General features: G+C 69.6%; 24 protein-coding genes. 10 read left to right on the top strand and 14 right to left on the bottom strand.

What is annotated here, in order from left to right:
* Positions 1-54 precede the first annotated feature (54 nt).
* The 3 genes from LC452_RS13030 to LC452_RS13040 are packed head-to-tail and all read left to right on the top strand — an operon-like array spanning position 55 to position 3,474.
* A complete protein-coding gene (locus LC452_RS13030; RefSeq protein WP_223626009.1) occupies positions 55-1,077 on the top strand; it encodes an endonuclease/exonuclease/phosphatase family protein in 1,023 nt (340 codons plus the stop codon).
* A 37-nt stretch (positions 1,078-1,114) separates the two neighbouring features.
* On the top strand, positions 1,115-2,557 hold the full coding sequence (locus LC452_RS13035; protein WP_223626011.1) for an aminopeptidase P family protein: 1,443 nt from the start codon (positions 1,115-1,117) through the stop codon (positions 2,555-2,557).
* 8 nt (positions 2,558-2,565) lie between these two features.
* On the top strand, positions 2,566-3,474 hold the full coding sequence (locus tag LC452_RS13040; RefSeq protein WP_223626013.1) for a phosphotransferase: 909 nt from the start codon (positions 2,566-2,568) through the stop codon (positions 3,472-3,474).
* 24 nt (positions 3,475-3,498) lie between these two features.
* On the opposite strand, the gene LC452_RS13045 is transcribed toward LC452_RS13040, so the two are convergent.
* From LC452_RS13045 to LC452_RS13065, 5 genes are read right to left on the bottom strand one after another with little or no spacing between them, the layout of a single operon-like run.
* Entirely contained in the window at positions 3,499-3,885 is a 387-nt protein-coding gene (locus LC452_RS13045; RefSeq protein WP_223626015.1) for a VOC family protein, read from the bottom strand.
* Positions 3,882-4,619: a metallophosphoesterase gene (locus LC452_RS13050; RefSeq protein ID WP_223626017.1), complete on the bottom strand. Its 738-nt coding sequence runs from the start codon at positions 4,617-4,619 to the stop codon at positions 3,882-3,884. The genes LC452_RS13045 and LC452_RS13050 overlap by 4 nt, the downstream gene beginning before the upstream one ends.
* Before the next feature lie 16 nt (positions 4,620-4,635).
* Complete coding sequence (locus LC452_RS13055) at positions 4,636-5,286, bottom strand: alpha/beta family hydrolase (protein ID WP_223626019.1); 651 nt, start codon at positions 5,284-5,286, stop codon at positions 4,636-4,638.
* Complete coding sequence (locus tag LC452_RS13060) at positions 5,286-5,918, bottom strand: DUF4870 domain-containing protein (protein WP_223626020.1); 633 nt, start codon at positions 5,916-5,918, stop codon at positions 5,286-5,288. Before LC452_RS13060 ends, LC452_RS13055 begins: the two co-directional genes overlap by 1 nt.
* On the bottom strand, positions 5,915-6,664 hold the full coding sequence (locus LC452_RS13065; protein ID WP_223626022.1) for a general stress protein: 750 nt from the start codon (positions 6,662-6,664) through the stop codon (positions 5,915-5,917). Before LC452_RS13065 ends, LC452_RS13060 begins: the two co-directional genes overlap by 4 nt.
* A gap of 86 nt (positions 6,665-6,750) precedes the next feature.
* Between LC452_RS13065 and LC452_RS13070 the strand changes: the two genes are divergently transcribed.
* Genes LC452_RS13070 through LC452_RS13085 form a run of 4 tightly spaced genes read left to right on the top strand, consistent with a single transcriptional unit; the run spans position 6,751 to position 10,202 of the window.
* The gene (locus tag LC452_RS13070) at positions 6,751-8,019 is read left to right on the top strand and encodes a magnesium transporter MgtE N-terminal domain-containing protein (protein ID WP_223626024.1); all 1,269 of its coding nucleotides are present in this window, start codon (positions 6,751-6,753) and stop codon (positions 8,017-8,019) included.
* Between the two features lies 1 nt (position 8,020).
* Entirely contained in the window at positions 8,021-8,551 is a 531-nt protein-coding gene (locus LC452_RS13075; RefSeq protein ID WP_223626026.1) for a DUF1003 domain-containing protein, read from the top strand.
* A complete protein-coding gene (locus LC452_RS13080; RefSeq protein ID WP_223626027.1) occupies positions 8,548-9,669 on the top strand; it encodes an Mrp/NBP35 family ATP-binding protein in 1,122 nt (373 codons plus the stop codon). Before LC452_RS13075 ends, LC452_RS13080 begins: the two co-directional genes overlap by 4 nt.
* A 38-nt stretch (positions 9,670-9,707) precedes the next feature.
* Positions 9,708-10,202: a YcxB family protein gene (locus tag LC452_RS13085; RefSeq protein WP_223626029.1), complete on the top strand. Its 495-nt coding sequence runs from the start codon at positions 9,708-9,710 to the stop codon at positions 10,200-10,202.
* Positions 10,203-10,215: 13 nt separating this feature from the next.
* Here LC452_RS13085 and LC452_RS13090 read toward each other — a convergent pair whose 3' ends face one another.
* A complete protein-coding gene (locus LC452_RS13090; RefSeq protein WP_223626031.1) occupies positions 10,216-10,587 on the bottom strand; it encodes a twin-arginine translocase TatA/TatE family subunit in 372 nt (123 codons plus the stop codon).
* A 90-nt stretch (positions 10,588-10,677) separates the two neighbouring features.
* Between LC452_RS13090 and LC452_RS13095 the strand changes: the two genes are divergently transcribed.
* Positions 10,678-11,316 (top strand): O-methyltransferase, encoded by a 639-nt coding sequence (locus tag LC452_RS13095; RefSeq protein ID WP_223626032.1) that lies wholly within the window; start codon positions 10,678-10,680, stop codon positions 11,314-11,316.
* Between the two features lie 69 nt (positions 11,317-11,385).
* On the opposite strand, the gene LC452_RS13100 is transcribed toward LC452_RS13095, so the two are convergent.
* The 3 genes from LC452_RS13100 to dapE all read right to left on the bottom strand — a co-directional run bounded on the left by LC452_RS13100 (position 11,386) and on the right by dapE (position 13,925).
* On the bottom strand, positions 11,386-11,559 hold the full coding sequence (locus tag LC452_RS13100; RefSeq protein WP_017203323.1) for a DUF3117 domain-containing protein: 174 nt from the start codon (positions 11,557-11,559) through the stop codon (positions 11,386-11,388).
* A gap of 93 nt (positions 11,560-11,652) precedes the next feature.
* On the bottom strand, positions 11,653-12,870 hold the full coding sequence (locus tag LC452_RS13105; protein WP_223626034.1) for a hypothetical protein: 1,218 nt from the start codon (positions 12,868-12,870) through the stop codon (positions 11,653-11,655).
* A complete protein-coding gene (gene dapE, locus LC452_RS13110) occupies positions 12,852-13,925 on the bottom strand; it encodes a succinyl-diaminopimelate desuccinylase (RefSeq protein ID WP_223626036.1) in 1,074 nt (357 codons plus the stop codon). Before dapE ends, LC452_RS13105 begins: the two co-directional genes overlap by 19 nt.
* A 65-nt stretch (positions 13,926-13,990) precedes the next feature.
* Between dapE and dapD the strand changes: the two genes are divergently transcribed.
* Both dapD and LC452_RS13120 read left to right on the top strand, forming a co-directional pair.
* Entirely contained in the window at positions 13,991-14,944 is a 954-nt protein-coding gene (gene dapD / locus LC452_RS13115) for a 2,3,4,5-tetrahydropyridine-2,6-dicarboxylate N-succinyltransferase (RefSeq protein ID WP_223626037.1), read from the top strand.
* 239 nt (positions 14,945-15,183) lie between these two features.
* Positions 15,184-16,563, top strand: a complete 1,380-nt coding sequence (locus LC452_RS13120) for a DEAD/DEAH box helicase (protein ID WP_223626039.1) — start codon at positions 15,184-15,186, stop codon at positions 16,561-16,563.
* Positions 16,564-16,657: 94 nt separating this feature from the next.
* Here the strand turns inward: LC452_RS13120 and LC452_RS13125 are convergent, their stop codons facing one another.
* The 5 genes from LC452_RS13125 to LC452_RS13145 all read right to left on the bottom strand — a co-directional run bounded on the left by LC452_RS13125 (position 16,658) and on the right by LC452_RS13145 (position 20,491).
* A complete protein-coding gene (locus LC452_RS13125) occupies positions 16,658-17,140 on the bottom strand; it encodes an SRPBCC family protein (protein WP_223626040.1) in 483 nt (160 codons plus the stop codon).
* A gap of 13 nt (positions 17,141-17,153) precedes the next feature.
* Complete coding sequence (locus tag LC452_RS13130; RefSeq protein WP_223626043.1) at positions 17,154-18,443, bottom strand: citrate synthase; 1,290 nt, start codon at positions 18,441-18,443, stop codon at positions 17,154-17,156.
* 191 nt (positions 18,444-18,634) lie between these two features.
* Positions 18,635-19,747: a succinyldiaminopimelate transaminase gene (gene dapC, locus LC452_RS13135; RefSeq protein WP_223626044.1), complete on the bottom strand. Its 1,113-nt coding sequence runs from the start codon at positions 19,745-19,747 to the stop codon at positions 18,635-18,637.
* A gap of 3 nt (positions 19,748-19,750) precedes the next feature.
* Positions 19,751-20,071 carry a ferredoxin gene (gene fdxA, locus LC452_RS13140; RefSeq protein ID WP_223626047.1) on the bottom strand — a complete coding sequence of 107 codons (321 nt, stop codon included), beginning with the start codon at positions 20,069-20,071 and terminating at the stop codon, positions 19,751-19,753.
* 9 nt (positions 20,072-20,080) lie between these two features.
* Positions 20,081-20,491, bottom strand: coding sequence for a histidinol dehydrogenase (locus tag LC452_RS13145; protein ID WP_223626049.1), 411 nt, complete (start codon positions 20,489-20,491; stop codon positions 20,081-20,083).
* Positions 20,492-20,509 lie beyond the last annotated feature (18 nt).

Genomic DNA, 20,509 nt, shown 5'->3' on the forward strand with positions numbered 1-20,509 from the left:
TACCGAGCGCGAGGCGGCAGGGACTTCACAGCCGACACTTCTAGGCTTGTCGGGATGCTTCGACTACTGGGGATTCTGCTCACCGTGCTGCTCGCGATCGCGGCGGCCATCGTGGTGTGGCCCCAGTTCTTCCACCTCGAGCAGACGTATCCCTTCGCTCAGCTCGTGTCGGTCCGAGGCCTGGTGCTGGCGGGCTTCCTTGCCGTCGCCGTGGTCGCGCTCCTGCTGCTGCTCGCCCGTCCGCTGCGAGGATTCGCCGCATCCATCCTCATCGTCTCCCTGCTCGGAGCCGGCGCGGTCGGCATCGTGGGGGCGACGCGCGGTTTCGGTGCCTCCGCCCTTCCCGAGAAGACCGAGGAGAGCGTCCGCGTCCTCACCTGGAACACGGCGGGTGAGGCCGTGTCCGCCGACCAGATCGCTCAGCAGATCCTGCAGCAGGGCGCCGACATCGTCGCCCTGCCCGAGACGACCGAGGCGGTCGGCGAGCAGATCGCCCTCATGCTCCGCGAGCAGGGGCACCCGATGTGGGTGCACCACGTGCAGTTCCGTCCGGACGTGGTCGACGGGCCGCAGTCATGGCAGACCACCGTGCTCGTCGCCCCCGATCTCGGCGAGTACTCGGTGATCGAGTCGTCGAAGGACGGCAGCAGCAACACCGGCTCGGTGCCGAGCGCTGTACTGATGCCCATCGACGGGTCGGGCCCCACCATCGTCGCCGTGCACGCCGTGGCACCGCGCATGGAGGAGATGGAGCAGTGGCGCAGCGACCTGCAGTGGATCGCCGACCAGTGCCCGCAGGGCGACTTCATCCTCGCCGGTGACTTCAACGCGACCGTCGACCACATGGCGCCGCTCGGCCTGGAAGGCGGAGACATCGGCTATTGCAGGGACGTGGCGACGCGCACCGGCAACGGGCTCTCCGGCACCTGGCCGAGCTCGCTGCCTCCGCTCGCCGGAGCGCCGATCGACCACGTGATGGCCTCACAGAACTGGAATCCGTCGGGCTCGGTCGTGCTGGATGACGCCGGGGGAAGCGACCACCGCGCCCTCGTCGTGCAGCTGGAGCCGGCCGGCTGAGCTCCCGCATCCGTCCCTCAGATGACAGACTGGAGGGATGAGCACCGGAGAGCGCGACACGATCGCAGAAGCCGCCGTAGAGATCCCCGCCGAGGTCACGACCGAGACCGTCGAGAACAGCAGCACCAACCGCAAGCAGCCCTTCCCGCAGGGCTTCCTCGACACCATCTCCACAGGCTGGGCCGAGCGCCCCGAGACCCTTCCGTCGCCGCGTGCGCAGGCGTCGTTCGCTGCGACGCGTCGCGCGGCCGTCTCCGCCGCCTTCCCCGGCAAGCGGCTCGTCATCCCGGCAGGATCGCTGAAGCAGCGCAGCAACGACACCGACTACGTGTTCCGCGCGCACTCCGCGTTCGCGCACCTCACGGGCTGGGCGTCGGATGCCGAACCCGACTCGGTGCTCGTCTTCGAACCGACGGATGCCGGACACGACGTCACCCTGTACTTCCGCGAGCGTGCGGACCGCACCACGACCGAGTTCTACGCCGACGCCACCGTCGGCGAGTTCTGGATCGGCCCGCGTCCCTCTCTCGCCGGTGTCGCCGCCGATCTCGCGATCACGACCGAGCATCTGCACGAGTACATGCCGGTCGACGGCGAGCTGGTGCTCGACGACGACGACGACCTCACCCGCGTCGTCTCCGAGCTGCGCCTGATCAAGGACGAGTTCGAGATCGCCGAGATGCGTCACGCGGTCGAGATCACCGCGAAGGGTTTCGACGACATCATCCGCCAGCTGCCCCAGGCCGTCGAGCATGCCCGCGGCGAGCGCGTCGTCGAAGGCGTCTTCCACCGTCGTGCGCGCGAGGACGGCAACGGAGAGGGCTACGACACGATCGCGGCCTCCGGCCCGCACGCCTGCTACCTGCACTGGACCCGCAACGACGGCACCGTCGTGCCCGGCGACCTGATCCTGGTCGACGCGGGCGTCGAGGCCGACAGCCTCTACACCGCCGACATCACCCGCACGCTCCCGGTGTCGGGCACTTTCACCGAGGTGCAGCGCCGCGTGTACGAGACGGTGCGCGAGGCGGCGGATGCGGCGTTCGCCGCGGCTCGCGTCGGCGTCCGGTTCCGCGACGTGCATGCCGCCGCGATGACCGTGATCGCCGCCCGCACGGCCGAGTGGGGCCTGCTCCCGGTCACCGCCGAGGAGGCTCTCGACGCGGATGCCGGCGGGCAGCACCGCCGTTACATGGTGCACGGCACCTCGCACCACCTCGGCATCGACGTGCATGACTGCGCGCAGGCACGGCGGGAGATGTACTACGACGGCATCCTGGCGCCGGGCATGGTCTTCACGATCGAGCCGGGTCTGTACTTCCAGATCGACGACCTCACCGTGCCGGCGGAGTTCCGCGGCATCGGCGTGCGCATCGAGGACGACATCCTGATGACCGAGGACGGCCCGGTGAATCTGTCGGCGGACATCCCGCGCACGGCGGACGAGGTCGAGGCCTGGATCGCCCGGCTGCAGAGCTGATCCGGCCGATGCACGAGGGCGAGCTCCCGCTCGACGACGGGGTCGCCGCACGACTGATCGCCCGGGAGTTCCCCGAGCTCCGTGAGCTGCCGCGGAACCGGGTGCGCAGCACCGGGACCGTGAACACGATCATCCGGGTGGGCGATGAGCTCGTCGCGCGTTTTGCCCTGCTCGGTGCGACCGCGGCGGAGTTGACCGCCGAGGCCGCCGCGATGGCCGAGATGGCTGCGGCGTGTCCGTTCCCCGCTCCACGACCGATCGGTGTCGGATCGGCTTCGGAGGAGTTCCCCTCCGCGTGGTCGCTGCACACGTGGCTCGACGGCGAGACAGCGCATCACGACCGGCACGCGGGATCGGAGTCGCTCGCACGAGATCTCGCGACCCTCGTCGACTCGCTGCGGGAGGTTCCGGTGCGCGGGCGCATCTTCGACGGCCGAGGTCGCGGCGGAGACCTCGCCGATCACGACGAGTGGATGACCGAGTGCTTCGCACGCAGTGGGCGCCTGCTCGATGTGCCGACGGCGACTGCGCTGTGGACGAGGCTGCGTGCTCTCCCCCGGGCCGGGGCGGATGTCATGAGCGACCGCGACCTGACACCGTTCAACCTGCTCGTCACGGAGTGCGACGGCGAGTCACGGCTCACGGGTGTTCTCGACAGCGGGAGCTTCGGCCCGGCCGACCCCGCTCTCGACCTCGTCGCCGCGTGGCACCTTCTCGACGCTCCGGCGCGGCAGACGTTGCGTGCGGCTGTCGGCGCGGACGATCTCGAGTGGCGGCGCGGCGCCGCGTGGGCGTTCCAGCAGGCGATGGGACTGGGCTGGTACTACGAGACGTCGAACCCTCCGATGGCTGCTCTCGGCCTCTCGACGATGCACCGTCTCCTCGCCGACGAGGAGCTCGCGGCCCTCACGGGCTGAGCCGAGCGGCAGGTCGAAGGCGAGTCACTCCGCGACGAGCTCGATCTTGAACCCTTCGGCGTTCTCCAGCCACCCGGCGTAGTGGTCAGGCCCGCCGGCGTGCGGATAGCGATCCTGGTAGAGCGGTCGCCACCCGTGCGTCGGGGCTGCGGACATCACGGCGTCGACCTCTGCACGAGGCCCGCCCCAGAGCGCGAGGTGGTTCATTCCGGGGCGACGGCGATCGTGCTCGGCAGCCGACAGATTCGGCGACAGGGTCAGTGTGACGTACGCGCCGCCGGCATCCCAGGTCCGCCCGTCCGACCATGACCCCGTGGATTCCATGCCGAGCGAGGTGAAGAGCCAGTCCCAGGAACCCGCGACGGCGTCGAGGTCGGCGATCCAGATCTCGACATGGTGGATGCCCTTCACGACTGCCTCCCGCGGAAGACCGCGGTGCGCAACTCGACAGCCCAGACGTCGCGCATCGGCATGCCGAGCTCCTCTGCGACGGCGATCTCGGCTTCGATGTCGTAGGGAACGCGCACGAACTGCACGCTGAACGGGTCGGACGCCGACGAGCCGCCCTCCAGGATCACATACGACGGCGTGGGTTCATCCAGCGGATTGCCGACGCTGCCGACGTTGAACAGGGTGCGTCCGTCGACGGATTCGATGTAGGCATCGTGGATGTCGGCATACCCCACCACGTCCGGCACCGGACCGTCGCCGGTCATGTCGGTGTTCTCGAACATCGCCGCGAACTCCTCGGGGGTGTGGTGGAAGTGCACCCGCACATGCGGACTCTCGGCCGACGCATGGAACAGCCGGATGCGACGTCCGCTCATCTCGATGTCCACGCTGAGAGGAGTCTCCGACAGCCACGCTCTGCTGGCGGAGGTGAGCTCGTCGCGCCACCAGATCATCTCCGGCGGACCGTCGTCGGGGATGCCGGGGAGGAAATCGTCCCAGTTCCCCCGGACGTTCACCTCGCACACCTCCCGGCAGCGGGCGACGGCATCCTCACCGCGCGGGCCCTTGCCCGCGGTGTCTCCGAGATTGATGATCCGCTGGATGCCGCGCGCCGAGATGTCGGCGAGCACGGCTTCGAGGGCCGTCAGGTTGCCGTGGATGTCCGAGATCAGGGCGACGCGTTCGAAGCTCACTCGGCCATCCTCGCACTCAGCGGCGGACGAACTCCGCGACGACGGGCGCGAGCGACGCGCCGATGTCGGATGCCGGCCGCTTGCGCCCCTTGACCTCGAACGTGTGTCCGCCGCCGTCGATCCAGACCACCTCGGCGTTCTGACACGTCGCGACGGCATCCTCGAACTGGGAGATCGGCTGGATGAACGGGTCGTTCGTCCCCTCCACGAAGAGCTGGGGCACATCGATCGCGGGCAGGTGCTCGATCCGGGGCTTCTCCGGCTTGCCGGGGGCATGGAGCGGGTACCCGAGATAGGCGAGCCCGTCGACGACGAGTCCCTCCGCCACGGCCATCGACGCCATCCGTCCGCCGTAGGATTTGCCCGTCGCCCAGATGGTCGCGCCGGGGTCCGTCGTGCGGGCGAAGGTCACCACCGCGTTCCAGGTCGCGATCGCGTGCGCCGCCGGCCCCGGCATCCGCCGTCCCTGCTCGACATACGGGAAGTTGAAGCGCAGCGTCGAGAACCCGAGCTCATCGAGCGCGCCGGTGAATCCGGTGAGGAACGCGTGATCCTTGCCGGTGCCCGCGCCATGCGCCACGATCACCGTCGTGCCGTTGCCTCCGGCAGACCAGTCCGCTGAGACGATCGCGGGTCCCGTCGGCAGCTGGACGGCGATGTCGACCATCAGGCGCGGAGGAACGGGATCGCGAACGGCACGCGCATGACCTTGCCCGACGACGCGCGCACGGTGCCCATGATCACCACGACCAGGTGCATGATCGACACGGCGAAGTACACGGTGATCGGGATGCCGAGCGGGTAGAAGCTCGTCGTCGGCGCCTGCGCGGTGAGCACGACGAGCAGCACGAAGTGCAGGATGAGGAGCAGGGTCGACACCATCAGGTAGGTGAGACCCCAGTTCAACGCGCTTCGCGCGTTCTCCCGAGCGGGACCACCGGCGCGTCGCGACGCGCCTCCGCTCACGGCCATCGCGATCCCGGAGGCGAGGCCGCCGACGAACGGGAACGGAACGAGGATCAGGAACCCGAGGACCCACGGCAGCAGGCCCCGTGGCGGCACGGCCGCCGGCGGAGCGGGGTAGCCGGGCACGGGGTATCCCGCCGGCGCTCCGTTCGCGGAATACGACGGTGCGGGGTACGACGGGGCAGGGTACGACGGGGCAGGGTACGCGGGAGGAGTCCCGTACGCGGGAGCAGGCGCCGCGGTTGCAGGAGGCACCGGCGCCGGTGCGACCGGCGGAGCGGGAGGCGGCGGCGGTGCGAACCCGCCGGGAGTCGTCGGCTCCTGGGCACTCATCGAGCGTCGTCCTGCGGTCCCTCGGCCTGGGTCGCCACACCGGGTTCGTCGACCGGGCCGGGGGTCGGCTGCTCCGGCGATGCCTCCCCCGGCTGGGCGACGGGATCCGCGGGCCGCGGCGGGACCACGGGGCCGGGAGCAGGTTCGGCGACCGGCTCAGGAGCGGGCGCGGGGTCGGACGCCGGTGCGGGCGCAGGCGCCGGCGCGGGCGTCCCGGCGGGGACCCGCTCGCCGTACCGCGGCGGCTCGTCGAGGTTCACCGGAGGACGCACCGGGGCGACGTGAGCCGAGCCGAGCACCTGCCGGGCCTTCGAGAGCGACGTCGGCATCACCGTCACCTCGTAGTGGTCCGCGGCGAACTGGGTGACGCTCGCGAAGTCACGGCGCCTCCGCACGATCGCGTAGGTCACCAGGCTCAGCAGCATCCCCAGGGCCACGCCGATGAAGACGAAGCCGACGAACAACTGGATCGGGACCTCGGGGTTGCCCAGCACGAGGATCGCGGAGAGGAACAGTCCGAGCAGCACGCCGTTGATCGCGCCGGAGCGTGCGGCGGCGGCGTAGCCGAGCTTTCCGGTCACCCGCTCGACCGTGCGCACGCTCTGCCCGACGATCGCGATGTCACGCGCGGGCACCTCCCCCGCGATGAGCTTCGACACCGTCTTCTGCGCGCTCTCGTAGTCGCGCGTCGACGCGACCATCTCGCCGGTCTCGGTGCCGCTCACAGGGCGGTTCAGCATGCTCATCCGGCTATTCTTCCACGCTCTGCCCCGGCGGGACGTGGTGCGCAACCCGCACGGCGTGCTCAGGACCTGCGCACTACGCTGGGGAGGTGAGCACACAAAGGGTTTTCGCCGCGCGCCTGGCCGGGTGCGCCGTCTTCGACCCCCAGGGCGACCGGCTCGGCAAAGTCCGCGACGTCGTCATCGTGTACCGAAGTACCTCCGCTCCTCGCGTCATCGGCCTCGTGGTCGAGATCCCCGGCCGCCGACAGGTCTTCCTGTCGATCGGGCGGGTCACGTCGATCCGTGCCGGCCAGGTCATCACCACGGGCCTCATCAACGTGCGGCGGTTCTCACCCCGCGCCGGTGAGGTGCGTGTGCTCGCCGAGCTTCTCGGCCGTCGTGTGAACCTCGTCGACGGCAGCGGCACAGCCGTGATCGAAGACGTCGCGATCGAGCCGAACCGCCTCGGCGAATGGGCCGTGAGTCAGCTGTTCCTCCGCCGCCCGAAGACCAGCGCCTCGCCGTTCGCCAAGGGCCCGACGACCTTCGCCGCGTGGAGCGAGGTCGCAGAGAAGATCGCGCCCGGCGAGTCGCAGTCCGCCGAGCAGCTGGTCGCATCGTATGCCGAGCTGCACGCCGCCGACCTCGCCAACACCCTCCTGGATCTGCCGCAGAAGCGCATGATCGAGGTCGCCGAAGAGCTCTCCGACGACCGGCTCGCCGATGCGCTCGAAGAGATGCCCGAAGACGATCAGGTGCACATCCTCGATTGGCTGGGCGACGAACGCGCCGCGGACATCCTCGACCAGATGGAACCCGACGACGCCGCCGACCTCCTGGCCCAGCTGCCTCCCAAGCGGCTCGAGCAGCTGCTCGAGCTGATGGAGCCGGAAGAAGCCGAAGACGTGCGGATGCTGCTGCGCTACGGCCCGGACACCGCCGGTGGTCTGATGACTCCGGAACCCATCATCCTCTCGGCGGATGCCACGGTGGCCGAGGCGCTCGCGCTGATCCGTCGGCACGAGCTGCATCCGGCCCTCGCGTCTGCCGTGTTCGTCACGCTTCCGCCGTTCGAGACTCCGACCGGTCGCCTGCTCGGCATGGTGCACTTCCAGCGGATGCTGCGGTACCCGCCGCACGAACGTCTCGGCGGGATCATGGACGACAGTCTCGAGCCCGTGCCCGCGAACGCGTCCGCCGCCGAGGTCGCGCGTCTCCTGGCGAGCTACGACCTCGTCTCGCTGCCCGTCGTCGATGCCGCACGTCGCCTCGTCGGCGCGGTCAGCATCGACGATGTGCTCGACTACCTGCTGCCGGACGACTGGCGCTCGCATGACAGCGACGAGACGACGACGCCCGCCAAGGAGGTGCGCTGAGATGGCACGCTCCGCACGTCTCGATGCGCCCCTCGGCCGCGGCACCACGCGCGCCCGGCCGACCTCGCGCGATCGCTTCGGCCGCTTCACCGAGTGGGTGGCCCGCGCGATGGGCACTCCGGCATTCCTGCTGATGCTGACGCTGTTCTGCGTGGCGTGGATCCTCTGGAACACGCTGAGCCCTGATCCGCTGCGCTTCGACGACGCCGCCCTCGGATTCACCGCCCTGACGCTCATGCTCTCGCTGCAGGCCTCGTACGCCGCGCCCCTGATCCTGCTCGCGCAGAACCGCCAGGACGACCGCGACCGGGTGCAGATCGAGCAGGATCGCCAGCGCGCCGAGCGGAACCTCGCCGACACCGAGTACCTCGCCCGGGAGATCGTGGCGCTGCGGATGGCGCTCGAGGAGCGCAACTCGCAGCTGGTGACGCGCGACGTGCTGCGGAACGAGCTGAAGGCGCTGCTCGCGGAACTCGGCGAGGCCGACGACAAGGCCGCCGACGAGAAGTCCGCCGACAGCCGCTCGTCATGACGCCCGCCGACAGCGTCCGTGCCGCCGTCGCCGCGGTCACGGATCCGGAGCTGCGTCGTCCGATCGGCGACCTCGACATGGTGCGCGAGATCGAGGTCGACGGTGACCGGGCCCGCGTCGGCATCGTGCTCACGATCGTGGGGTGCCCCGCGGCAGCGAAGATCGAGTCGGACGTGCGACTGGCCGCGGCATCCGTTCCGGGAATCGGGTCGGTCGATGTCTCGGTCGGAGTGATGACGCCGGCCGAGCGCAAGGCGCTCACGGAGAAGCTCCGCGACGGGCGTCCGGCGCGGCAGATGCCCTTCGGCCCCGACTCGCTCACCCGCGTGATCCTCGTCTCCAGTGGCAAGGGCGGCGTCGGCAAGTCGACGGTCACCGCGAACCTCGCCGTCGCCCTCGCCGAACAGGGACTGGCGGTCGGGCTCGTCGATGCCGACGTGCACGGTTTCTCGATTCCCGGTCTGCTCGGCATCCCCGCGGGGACCCAGCCCACACGCATCGACGACCTCATGCTGCCGCCGGTCGCGCACGGTGTGAAGACCATCTCGATCGGCATGTTCCTCCGCGACGGCGAGGCCGTGGTCGCCTGGCGAGGGCCGATGCTCCACCGCACGGTCTCGCAGTTCCTGACCGACGTCTTCTTCGGCGACCTCGACATCCTCCTCATCGACATGCCGCCCGGAACGGGTGACATCGCGATCTCGATCGGCCAGCTGCTGCCGCACGCGGAGGTTCTCGTCGTGACGACGCCGCAGACCGCGGCATCCGAGGTCGCCATCCGCAGCGGACTGGTCGCCCGGCAGACCGGACAGCGCGTGATCGGCGTCGTCGAGAACATGGCGGCCTACACGCTTCCCGACGGCACCGTGGTCGACCTGTTCGGCTCCGGTGGTGGCGAGGCCGTCGCGGCGGCCCTGTCGGAAGGCGGCGACGAGGTGCCGCTCCTGGCCTCGATCCCGCTGAGCCCGGCGCTGCGCGAAGGCGGCGACGTCGGCATCCCGATCGTCACGACCGACTCCACGGATGCCTCCGCGACGACGATCCGCGAGCTCGCCCGCGTCCTCGCCCGGAAAGGGCGCGGACTCTCCGGCCGCTCCCTCCCGATGTCGATCGGCTGAGCCGTCGACGCACGAGGGCCCCGTGGGAGAATGGCACGATGCCCCCTCGTTCCCTGACGATCGACGAGCGCCTGCTGCGGAGGATGGCCCGAGACGCGGCGATCTACTCGCTCACGCGCCCGTCCGCCATCATCATGTGGGTTCTGTTGGCGGCGGCCCTCGTCGTGAGCATCGTCAACCTGTCCGGACTGATCGCCTCCGGCACCGAGGACGGCGGATTCGCCGCCTGGATGCCCCCGCTGATCGTCGCACTCGCGATCGGTGCGATCGTGATGTCGGTCTCCAGCACCCGCCACGCGCTGCGCAGAGCCATGCCTCCGCAGACGCTCGTGTGGGTGTCGCTCGAGGAGGACGTGCTGCGGGTCGGCAGCGGAGACCGCCGCTCGGTGATCGCGTACGACACGTTCCAGGGAATCAGGGTGGGCACCGACGCCGTGCTGCTGAAGGTGCGCGACACGTCGGTCGCGACCGCGATCCCGCGTGCCCTGCTGAGCGACGACGACGTCACGACGCTGCGGTCGAAGATCGTCTAGGCGAACAGGCGCGTCAGGTGGACTCGGGGTCGTACGGAGGCCGGTTCTCGGCGCTGAACTGCTGCGGAGCGCGCGGAGCCACCGGCTCCATGATGGTCGACTTCGCCTTCATCGCTGCGGCGGGCTGCGGCTCCTCCATCAGCGCGTCGCGGATGATGCGGCGGGGGTCGTACTGCCGCGGGTCGAGCTTGCGCCAGTCGACGTCGTCGAGATCCGGACCCATCTCGTCGCGCACGCGGGACTTGGTGTCGCGGACGTACTCGCCGACCTTGCGGACCATCCGGGCGAAGCTCTCAGCGGCCTTGGGAAGACGTTCGGGACCGATGATGAGAACAGCGATGAGGCCGATCAGCAGCAGCTTCTCGAAGGTGAGCCCGAACGTCATGTCCCCAGGCTACCGCCGCGCCTGCGCTCCCTGCGCACAGCGAGCGAATACGCTGGAAGGAATCACAGCGCACGCACGGAAAGGCAGGCCATGAGCGAGCACGAAGCGAACGCGCGTTTCCTCCGCGAGTCCATCGTCGAGCCGGATGCCATCGCCCGTGCGCGGGCACACGCGATCGAACTGGGCGCCGCTCCCATCAGCGCCGTCGTCGGCTCGCAGATCGCCGTGCTCGCCGCCGCGACCGCCGCCCGCTCGATCGTCGAGATCGGCACCGGTGCCGGCGTGTCGGGTCTGTGGCTGCTGCGCGGGGCACCGCAGGCGGTGCTCACCTCGATCGACAACGAGCCGGAGCACCTCGCAGCTGCGCGTCAGGCGTTCTCCGACGCGAAGATCCCCTCGACGAAAGCCCGCTTCATCACCGGTCGCGCGTCCGACGTGCTCCCCCGCATGAACGAGGCTTCCTACGACATCGTGCTGGTCGACGCCGACCCCGAGAACGTCATCGCCTACGTCGCGCACGGACTGCGGCTCGCCCGCACGGGCGGCATCGTGCTCGTTCCGCGTGTGCTCGGCGGCGGCCGCGTGGCGGACCCGGTGCAGCGCGACGAGATCACCTCGGCGTACCGGTCTCTCGTGCAGGAGACCCAGGAGTCGTCGGCCGTGCTCGCGACGGTGTCGCCTGCGGGTGAAGGCCTGCTGCAGCTGGTCAGTCTCTCCGACACGCGCTGACGCAGAGAAGAGGGCGACGGATCCGAAGATCCATCGCCCTCGCAGATCCGCAGAGCGGATCCGGGTCGATCAGGCCGGTGCCACGACGGCGGCAAGCACGTCGTGAAGTTCCTTGGCCTCGGCGTCGTTCACAGAGACGACCAGACGGCCGCCGCCTTCGAGCGGAACGCGCACGATGATGAGTCGCCCTTCTTTCACGGCCTCCATGGGTCCGTCTCCGGTCCTCGGCTTCATCGCTGCCATCGTGGCTCCTTTTCCTCGGTGGTATGGAATGAGTTTATCGGTGTCATCGGCACCTGGACGTCACCTGTGAAGAAAAGCATCGAGCTTTACCTCTCAGGGCACCTGCCAGAACGTGTTCCCGAGGGCGTACATGGGGAAGATCCAGAGCCATTGCCCGACGAGGCAGAGGGCCAGCACGCCGAGGCGCCACCATCGCGAGCGAGGCACGGCGACCGCTCCCCACATCGGACTCAGCGGCAACAGCAGCCGGAAGGTGCTCGACTGCGGGAAGAAGACGGCGAGCAGGTAGAGCAGGTAGCTGGCGCTCCACAGCCGCAGATCGCTCCCCACCGCGCGCACCTGCGGGGAGTGCAGCAGCGCGGCGCCCGCCGCGACGACCAGCAGTGCCACCGCCACCGGGCCGCCCCACGTCGGGAGCCCCCACTGCCCGAACCAGAACTGCGAGGCCTGCACCCATCCCTCGAAGGGGATGAATCCCTCGACACCGCCGACGATCCAGTGACGACGCCACGCGAGTTCCGTGGCGAGATACGCCCCGGGGTCGCCCGTGACGAACCCGGCGATCAGCTGCCACGCGAAACCCGTCGCGACCGCCAGCGCCCCGAGAGCGACGATGTGCGCGATCTCGCGGCCGGCGAGCGGGTCGTCTCGACGACGGAACCACCGCACGATGCCGTGCAGTCCGATGTACAGCGCGAACGCGAGGATCCCCGGGCGGGTGAATGCCATCACCGGAATGAGCAGATACAGCCAGACGTAGCGCCGGCGCGTCATCGCATCCAGGGCAAGGAACAGCAGCAGCAGGAAAAGCGTCTCCGCGTAGCCGACCTGGAACATCGCGGCGAGCGGGCCCGCGGCGAAGAACACCACCGCCCAGGTCGCGGCAGAGCCGCCGATGCGATCGCGGAGCAGCCGGTGCAGCGCCAGGCAGGCGAGGTACCCGGCGACGAGCGACAGCACGAAGGCGCCGGCACCCCACGACCCGAACACGAAGCCGAGCGCCTTCGCCGCGTATGCGAACACCGGCATGAACGCCCACGCGTTCTCCGCGACATCACCGGATTCCGTCAGCGGCAGGTCCGCCGGGTACCCGTTCTCCGCGACGAGCCAGTACCACTGCGCGTCCCATCCCACGACGAAGTCGGTGAGACCGGCATCCGCTCCGAAGCGAGAGAGCGACGTCGAGAGGGATGCCGCCGCGATGAAGAACCCTGTGGTGATCAGCCGGGCGACGAGGTAGATGATGGCGATGCGCAGCGCGAGAGGCGCCTGCGCCCAGCGACGGGCTGCGCTCAGTGCGAGGTGAGCCATGCGCGCAGGCCCCGCTCCACGGCATCGATCTGCGCGAGCGGCACGCGCTCCTCGTCGTGGTGGGCGAGATGGGGGTCGCCGGGGCCGTAGTTCACCGCGGGGATGCCGAGGGCGGAGAAGCGCGCGACATCGGTCCAGCCGTACTTCGGTCGCGGCTCCGCGCCGACCGCCGCGACGAACTGCTGCGCGATCGGGGCATCCAGGCCCGGACGTGCACCCTCGGCGGCATCCGTGATCTCGACGTCGAACCCGGCGAGCACACCGCGCACATGCGCTTCGGCGTCCGCGGCCGACTTGCTGGGGGCGAAACGGTAGTTCACCTCGACCTCGCACGCGTCGGGGATGACGTTGCCGGCGACGCCGCCCGTGATCCGCACGGCGCTCAGGCTCTCGCGGTACACGAGACCGTCGACGGGGACTTCTTTGGCGCGGTACTCGCCGAGGCGGGTGAGGATGGGACCCGCACGGTGGATCGCGTTCTCCCCGATCCAGGCGCGTGCGGCGTGCGCGCGGACGCCGGTCGTGCGCACGATCGCGCGCAGCGTGCCATTGCATCCGCCCTCGACCTCGCCGTTGGAAGGTTCGCCGAGGATGGCGAAGTCCGCCTGGAACAGATCGGGACGCACGGCCGCGAGCAGTCCGAGGCCGTTCTTCGACGCCTCGACCTCCTCGTTGTCGTACCACATCCACGTGATGTCGATCACGGGATCGGTGAGTTCTGCGGCGAGCTTGAGCTGCACCGCGGCGCCCGCCTTCATGTCGACGGTCCCGCGTCCCCAGAGGTAGGGGACGCCGTCGATCTCGATGTCCCGCGTGGGGACGTTCGCGTTGATGGGCACGGTGTCGATATGGCCGGCGATCGCGACGCGCTGCGAACGCCCGAGGTTCGTGCGCGCGACGATCGTGTTGCCGTGCCGGATCACCTCGAGATGCGCGAGCGGGGCGAGGGCCGCCTCGATCTCGTCAGCGAGAGGCTTCTCGTCTCCCGAGACGCTCGGCATGTCGCAGAGAGCGCGGGTGAGTTCCACGGACGACGCGTTCAGATCGAGCACCATGCCACCAGCCTACTTACACCGTCATGCGTGACATCGCCGATCGACGAGCGCGATAGCGTGGAAGCATGAGTGAATCGCGCAGCGTGTGGGGCATCGGACTGACCACGATCGCCGGGGACGGCACGGTCCTCGACGCCTGGTACCCCGAGGTCGGCAGCGGATCGCCGTCCGCCGGTGACGCCGCCGCCGCGGTCGCCACGTGGGAGTCGCTCACCGGCCCCGACGAGCGACGCAACGTCACGGTCGAGGTCGTGCAGCTGCAGATCGACCTCGACGAGCCTCCGGCGTCCACCGCCGACGCCTACCTGCGCCTGCACGCGCTCTCGCACCTCGTCGTGCGACCGAACGAGCTGAACCTCGACGGCATCTTCGGCCACCTGCCGAACGTCGCGTGGACCAACGCGGGTCCCGTGCACCCCGAAGACGCGGCCCGCCTGCGTCCGCTGCTGCAGCGCGCCGGCATCCAGGTGCAGGGGCTCGACAAGTTCCCGCGTCTGACCGACTACGTCCAGCCGGCCGGCGTGCGGATCGCCGACGCCTCGCGCGTGCGCCTCGGAGCGCACCTCTCCCCCGGCACCACCGTCATGCACGAGGGCTTCGTCAACTTCAACGCCGGCACGCTCGGTGCCTCGATGGTCGAGGGGCGCATCTCCCAGGGAGTCGTCGTCGGCGACGGCAGCGACATCGGCGGCGGTTCGTCGATCATGGGCACCCTCTCGGGCGGCGGTTCGCACCGCGTCTCGATCGGCTCCCGCACCCTGCTGGGCGCGAACGCCGGCATCGGCATCTCGCTCGGCGACGACTGCGTGGTCGAGGCAGGACTGTACGTGACCGCCGGGACCAAGATCGTGCTCGTCGACGGACCGGCCACCCCCGACGGCGGCCGGAAGACGGTGAAGGGCGCCGAGCTCTCCGGTCAGGACGGGCTGCTGTTCCGCCGCAACTCGCTGAGCGGCGCGGTCGAGGCCGTCCGTCGTGCGGGCACCGGCGTCACGCTCAACGAGGCCCTGCACGCCTGACCTCCCCACACGACCGCGAGGGCACGGCCCGCGTGGCGGGCCGGCTCACAGCTTGTGCGTGATACTGTCGACGTGACGCCCCTCGCTCTGCGAAACGTCTGCGTCGTCGACACGCTCCCGCGCCACTTGCCTGGTTCTGGCCATTTCGAACGGCGAAACGATGCGCGATCCCGCGCCGTCGCCCACCTTCCGCACCCGGCCCTGATGGTTCGTGCGTGCAATCTCGGAGATATACCCCTATGACTTCCTTCCTCGATCTCGGCGTGCCCGCCGACCTCGCCGCCGTCCTCGCAAAGGACGGCAAGACCGAGGCGTTCGCGATTCAGCGCGACACGCTTCCCGATTCCCTCGCCGGACGCGACCTTCTCGGCCGCGGCCGCACCGGCAGTGGCAAGACCATCGCCTTCGCACTCCCGCTCGTCGCGCGCATCGCCGCATCCGCGCGTTCGAGCCGCCCCGGCCACCCCCGCGCCCTCGTGCTGGCCCCGACCCGTGAGCTGGCCACCCAGATCGCGGCGACCATCGCTCCGCTCGCCGAGGCCAAGGGCCTGCGCGTCACCACCGTGTTCGGCGGCGTCAGCCAGCGTCCGCAGGAGCAGGCCATGCGCAGCGGCGTCGACATCGTCGTCGCCTGCCCGGGTCGCCTCGAAGACCTCATGAAGCAGCGTGTCGTGCACCTCGACGCCGTCGAGGTCACCGTCCTCGACGAGGCCGACCACATGGCCGACCTCGGATTCCTCCCGGGCGTCACCCGCATCCTGACGGCCACGCCCGCCGGAGGCCAGCGTCTGCTGTTCAGCGCGACGCTCGACCGCGGCATCGACACGCTCGCCCGCCGCTTCCTCTCGAACGCCGTGAGCCACGAGGTGGACGAAGAGAGCGTGCCCGTGGGCGAGATGACCCACCGCGTGCTGGTCGTCGACTCGACCGACAACAAGACCGCGCTCGTGCGCGACCTCGCGTCGGGCACCGGTCGTCGCATCCTCTTCACGCGCACCAAGCACCAGGCCAAGAAGCTCGCCAAGCAGCTGACCGCAGCCGGCATCCCGGCCGTCGATCTGCACGGCAACCTGTCGCAGAACGCCCGTGAGCGCAACCTCAGCGCCTTCTCGACCGCTCCCGCCGACGGCGGCGTGCGCGTGCTGGTGGCCACCGACGTCGCCGCCCGTGGCGTGCACGTCGACAATGTCGACCTGGTCGTCCACGTCGACCCGCCCGTCGAGCACAAGGCGTATCTGCACCGCTCGGGTCGCACGGCTCGCGCCGGCGCCGCCGGCACCGTCGTCACGGTCGTGCTCCCCGAGCAGCGCCGCGACGTCAAGGACCTCCTGCGCAAGGCTGCGATCGACGCACCGCTCGAGAACGCCACGCAGGATGCCATCACCGGGCTCGTTCCCGAGCGTGCTCCGCACGTGCGCCCGGCACCCGTCCAGGCACAGCAGCCGCAGCGTCAGGCCAAGCAGCGTCCGGCCGGCGGAGAGCGTGCCGGAGCATCCACTCCCCCCGCACGCCGTCGTCGTCCGCGCTCCGGACAGGGCGGTCAGGGCCAGGGCGGCCAGTCCCGCCAGGGCGGTGCCGCGCGTCAGGGTCAGGGCGGACGCGGCTACCAGGGCCGCTGAGCTTCCGTGGAGGGCGGCCCGAGGTCGCCCTCCACGACACCGTGAACGGTTGCCGCGCATTCGTGCCGGCGGCCGTTTCGCGTACCCGGACGCATCAGTCCTGGCGTGTGGCCCGCACCGCGTCCAGGACGACGGGATCGCTGCAGCCGCGGGCGAACCCGGCCAGCCGGCGCCGGATCTCGAACCCGAGAATCCGCGCACCGATCCACTCCGCGATCGGGGCGAGCCAGGCGGGCCGGCACGTGAAGTTGTACTTCCACACCGCTCTGGTGCCTTCGGGCACGGCCGTGAAGCGCCAGCCGCCGCCGAGCTTCTCGAAGAACCACGGTCCGCTCTCCATGACCATGCCGACGTTCGTCGGCGGCGCGTAGGAGACGTAGCTGCTCACCATCGCGAAGCCGAAGCGCTGCCGCGTGAACGTGCGCACGCCCTTGGCGGCGGCATCCGCCTCATCGAGGAAATGCTGCTCGCTGATGAACGGGTCCCAGCGGCGACGGACCGCCCCCGTCGTCTGCGAGACCGCGAACGCCGTCGCGGGATCGACCGGGACGACGGTCTCAGCGCTGACGACGGGCATCGGATGCCGAGTGTCAGCGGGTCTGGAACGTGCGCTCCGGCGAACCCGTGTACAGCTGCTGCGGGCGACCGATCTTCGTCTGCGGGTCGAGCTGCAGCTCGCGGAACTGCGCGAGCCAGCCCGGGAGGCGGCCGATCGCGAAGAGCACCGTGAACATGCGAGTCGGGAAGCCCATCGCCTTGTAGATGACGCCGGTGTAGAAGTCGACGTTGGGGTAGAGACGACGCTCGCGGAAGTAGTCGTCGGCGAGGGCAAGCTCCTCGAGCTCCTTGGCCAGGTCGAGCAGCGGGTCGGTCACTCCGAGCGAGGAGAGCACCTCATCGGCCGCGTCCTTGACGAGCTTGGCGCGCGGGTCGTAGTTCTTGTAGACCCGGTGGCCGAAGCCCATCAGCTTCACGCCCTCTTCCTTGTTCTTCACCCGTTCGACGAAGCGCGCGACGCTCTGTCCGGAGTCGCGGATCTGGCCGAGCATGCTGAGCACGGCCTCGTTCGCGCCGCCGTGCAGCGGGCCGGAGAGCGCCTGGATGCCGGCGGAGATCGACGCGAACTGGTTCGCACCCGTGGACCCCACCAGTCGGACGGTCGACGTGGACGCGTTCTGCTCGTGGTCCTCGTGCAGGATGAGCAGCAGCTCGAGCGCCTTCGACATGACCGGGTTGACCTCGTACTCCTCGCTGTGGACTCCGAAGTTCAGCTTCAGGAAGTTGTCCACGAAGCTCAGCGAGTTGTCGGGGTAGAGGAAGGCCTGGCCGACGCTCTTCTTGTGCGCATACGCCGCGATCACCGGCAGCTTCGCGAGCATGCGGATCATGTTCAGCTCGACATGCTCGGGGTTGTGCGGATCGGTCTGACCCTCGTAGTAGGTCGACAAGGCGGCCACCGCCGACGACAGGACCGACATCGGGTGCGCGGTGTGCGGCAGCGCGGAGAAGAAGCGCTTGAGGTCTTCGTGCAGCAGCGTGTGGCGACGGATCTTCTCGTCGAACTCGGCGAGTTCGGAGGCCGACGGCAGCTCGCCGTAGATGAGCAGCCAGGCGACCTCGAGGTAGCTCGTGTTGCCCGCCAGCTGCTCGATGGGATAGCCGCGGTAGCGCAGGATTCCCTTGTCGCCGTCGATGAACGTGATGTCGGACTTGGTCGAGGCGGTGTTGACGAAACCGTAGTCGAGACCGGTGTAACCGGTCTGCCGGGTCAGCGTCGAGAAATCGATGCTGTCGTTGCCTGCCGTGCCGCGCACCAGCGGGAACTCGGCGGTCGTGTCGCCGATCGTCAGCTTCGCCGTCTGGTCTGCCGCTGCGCTCACGCGGACCTCCTCCTGGTGTCCGCCCGTCGCGCGTCGCGTCGGTGTGGACAAGATCTTGATCAAGCCGGAACTGGCGATGTCACGGCACCGAAGCACCAGGTCGGGTCACGACCGAATCGCCTTTACAGCCTAGTAGTCACGCAGGCCTACTGTGACATCCGCCAAACAGACGACAGGTCTGAGGAGAGAATCTACAATCGATCTTCACGAAGCCGTCGCGCCGCCTCGGCGATGTGCGCGGTCGTGGCTGTCAGCGCCAGCCGCACGTGCTGCCCGGAATCCGATCCGTAGAACGGCCCGGGGCCCGCGAGGATGCCGAGATCGGCGAGGCGCTCCATCGACTCCCAGGCGTCGCGGCCTTCGGTAGCCCAGAGATACAGGCCGGCCTCGGAGCCGTCGATGCGGAAGCCTGCGGCCTCCAGAGCCGGACGCAGGGCGTCGCGCCGCTCACGGTAGAGCTCCTTCTGCACCGCGACGTGCTCGTCGTCGCCGAGCGCCACAGCCATGGCGTGCTGCACCGGCGCCGGCGGCATCAGACCGAGATGCTTGCGCGCGGCGAGCAGCTCGCCGACGATGTGCGCGCAGCCGGCGACGAAGGCGGCGCGGTAGCCGGCGAGGTTGGACTGCTTGCTCAGCGAGTACACGCTGAGCAGGTTGGATCGCCTGCCGCCGGTCACTCGGGGGTCGAGGATCGACGGGATCGGCTCCGTGGCCCACGGGCCGTCCCATCCCAGCTCGGCGTAGCATTCGTCGCTCGCGAGCACGGCCCCGAGCTCCCGCGCGCGCTCCACGGCCACGGCCAACTCGTCGACGGTCCAGGTGCGGCCGTCCGGGTTCCCTGGCGTGTTGATCCAGATGAGCTTCGCGCCCTCGGGCCAGTCCGCAGGGTCGTCCGCGGCGACGGGTACGGCCCCGACGACGCGAGCTCCGACCTCGTACGTCGGATAGGCGACGCGGGGATGCACGACGATGTCACCGGCACCGAGGCCGAGCAGCGTCGGCAGCAGCGCGACCAGCTCCTTGGAGCCGATCGTGGGGAGCACGTTGGCGACGGTCAGATCCGCGACGCCACGACGACGCGCGTACCAGGCGACGATGGCCTCGCGCAGCGAGGGGGTGCCGAGGGTCTGCGGATACCCGTGCGCGTCGGTCGCCTCCGCCAGAGCACGACGGATGATCTCCGGAGTCGGATCGACCGGAGAGCCGACGGACAGATCGACGAGACCCTGCGGATGCTTCGCCGCGCGGTCACGGAACGGCTCGACGGCGTCCCACGGGTAGTCGGCGAGGTCGCGGACGCTCACGGACTACTCGCCCTGAGGAGGGAGAGCGGCGATGACCGGGTGGTCGAACGGGTAGACGCCGACCTTCGCGGCGCCGCCGGGAGAGCCGATCTCCTCGAAGAACTCGACGTTGGCCTTGTAGTAGTCCTGCCACTCGTCGGGCAGGTCGTCCTCGTAGTAGATCGCTTCGACGGGGCACACGGGCTCGCAGGCGCCGCAGTCGACGCACTCGTCCGGATGGATGTACAACGAGCGTTCACCCTCGTAGATGCAGTCAACGGGGCACTCGTCGATGCAGGCGCGATCCTTGACATCGACGCACGGGAGGGCGATCACATACGTCACTCCCCCAGTCTACGACTCGCGGCTGACCGCTTCCTCCGCAGCCTGGGCCTCGGTGCGCACCGGAAGCCGTGAGAACGACGGCCACGCGACGACCAGGAGCACCAGACCGGCGACCAGATAGGTCCAGATCCGTCCGGCGAGAGAGTCCGCCACGACGACGGACCCGCCAGGGCCGACGCCCGAGATGAGCACCAGCATCCCGATCATGCCGAGGCCGGCCGCGACGGCGGCGCCTCTGTCGTGCGTGAGCGCGCGGACCGCGATGAGGATCGCCGCACAGGCGATCGCGCCGACGATGATCCCGACCGGTATCGGTCCCCACATGAGGCTGTGCCCGATCGTGCCGGCGATGCCGTAGACGCCGCCCACCAGGGCGGCAGCGACCCAGGACAGGACTCTCGACACCCAGCTCACGCGCACCCGTCGATCTTACCGGCG

This window comes from Microbacterium sp. EST19A (assembly GCF_019969685.1).
GTDB lineage: Bacteria > Actinomycetota > Actinomycetes > Actinomycetales > Microbacteriaceae > Microbacterium.

Coding starts and splice junctions, on each gene's coding strand:
- LC452_RS13030 (WP_223626009.1), top strand. CDS start 55: ATGCTTCGACTACTGGGGATTCTGCTCACCGTGCTGCTCGCGATCGCG.
- LC452_RS13035 (WP_223626011.1), top strand. CDS start 1,115: ATGAGCACCGGAGAGCGCGACACGATCGCAGAAGCCGCCGTAGAGATC.
- LC452_RS13040 (WP_223626013.1), top strand. CDS start 2,566: ATGCACGAGGGCGAGCTCCCGCTCGACGACGGGGTCGCCGCACGACTG.
- LC452_RS13055 (WP_223626019.1), bottom strand. CDS start 5,286: ATGGTCGACATCGCCGTCCAGCTGCCGACGGGACCCGCGATCGTCTCA.
- LC452_RS13060 (WP_223626020.1), bottom strand. CDS start 5,918: ATGAGTGCCCAGGAGCCGACGACTCCCGGCGGGTTCGCACCGCCGCCG.
- LC452_RS13065 (WP_223626022.1), bottom strand. CDS start 6,664: ATGAGCATGCTGAACCGCCCTGTGAGCGGCACCGAGACCGGCGAGATG.
- LC452_RS13075 (WP_223626026.1), top strand. CDS start 8,021: ATGGCACGCTCCGCACGTCTCGATGCGCCCCTCGGCCGCGGCACCACG.
- LC452_RS13080 (WP_223626027.1), top strand. CDS start 8,548: ATGACGCCCGCCGACAGCGTCCGTGCCGCCGTCGCCGCGGTCACGGAT.
- LC452_RS13085 (WP_223626029.1), top strand. CDS start 9,708: ATGCCCCCTCGTTCCCTGACGATCGACGAGCGCCTGCTGCGGAGGATG.
- LC452_RS13090 (WP_223626031.1), bottom strand. CDS start 10,587: ATGACGTTCGGGCTCACCTTCGAGAAGCTGCTGCTGATCGGCCTCATC.
- LC452_RS13095 (WP_223626032.1), top strand. CDS start 10,678: ATGAGCGAGCACGAAGCGAACGCGCGTTTCCTCCGCGAGTCCATCGTC.
- LC452_RS13100 (WP_017203323.1), bottom strand. CDS start 11,559: ATGGCAGCGATGAAGCCGAGGACCGGAGACGGACCCATGGAGGCCGTG.
- LC452_RS13105 (WP_223626034.1), bottom strand. CDS start 12,870: ATGGCTCACCTCGCACTGAGCGCAGCCCGTCGCTGGGCGCAGGCGCCT.
- dapE (WP_223626036.1), bottom strand. CDS start 13,925: ATGGTGCTCGATCTGAACGCGTCGTCCGTGGAACTCACCCGCGCTCTC.
- dapD (WP_223626037.1), top strand. CDS start 13,991: ATGAGTGAATCGCGCAGCGTGTGGGGCATCGGACTGACCACGATCGCC.
- LC452_RS13120 (WP_223626039.1), top strand. CDS start 15,184: ATGACTTCCTTCCTCGATCTCGGCGTGCCCGCCGACCTCGCCGCCGTC.
- LC452_RS13125 (WP_223626040.1), bottom strand. CDS start 17,140: ATGCCCGTCGTCAGCGCTGAGACCGTCGTCCCGGTCGATCCCGCGACG.